The following is a 683-nucleotide window of genomic DNA, read 5'->3' as shown; positions in this document are numbered from 1 at the left end:
TCATCCAGGAGTGGGTAGAACTGAGTCCAGACGTCGTCTTTCTTGGCACTCGCAATGTGGCAGAACGCACATTCGCCGTTAGGTTTCGCCTTTGCCGTTGGTGCTTTCGGCTCGTGGTGATTGAAGTTGAAATAACCCCAGCCTCCAGTGTCTGCATATCGTTTGGAATCTTTGACAGTTACGTCGGCACCGTTGAATTTCCCGGGGAAGTAACCACGTCCAGAGGCTTCAGTGCGCGATCCATCTGGATTTTGCCCTGGAAGAGTGAGTTGCAGTTCTTTGAAGAAGATTGTTCCTTCTGGGAATTTGCCCGTCTTCTTGTAAATCGCGTACGAACCTGGCTCGATATATACGTTATGAAATTCAGGGAAATTGGCCTTGCCGCCGTTGAGGGCGTTAGGAGTAAGGGGTGAGCCGACGTACACCCACTCATGGTAATTCTTAGGCAAAATCAAATCACCCGATTTCGTATATTCGGGAAGATAGCGTTTTCTCGCCTGTGAGCCGTCGTTACCAGATCCCGGCTGGGCAAAAGCAGTTGTCACAACAATCGCGCTAAAAATCACGCTGATGACTGGTAAGGAAGTGCGCATAATTTTTCTCCTTCTCTCCAAGACTAGATGAGGTTTCATCGTAGCCTCGTCTTCGTCCCCTTTGGTCCTGTATTGGTTCTTAATCGTCCA

At 49.2% G+C, this 683-nt stretch carries 1 protein-coding gene; it reads right to left on the bottom strand.

Annotated elements, in window-relative coordinates; all coding sequences use genetic code 11:
• On the bottom strand, positions 1 to 593 hold a 593-nt coding region (locus ACFQPC_RS18260), incomplete at its 3' end, for a cytochrome P460 family protein (RefSeq protein WP_382273320.1).
• Between the last annotated feature and the right edge of the window lie 90 nt (positions 594 to 683).

The sequence above is a fragment of the Herminiimonas glaciei genome, assembly GCF_042664955.1.
Lineage (GTDB): Bacteria > Pseudomonadota > Gammaproteobacteria > Burkholderiales > Burkholderiaceae_D > Oxalicibacterium > Oxalicibacterium glaciei.
The sequence above is the reverse complement of the archived record's forward strand: the minus strand, read 5'-3'. Positions and strand labels throughout refer to the sequence as shown.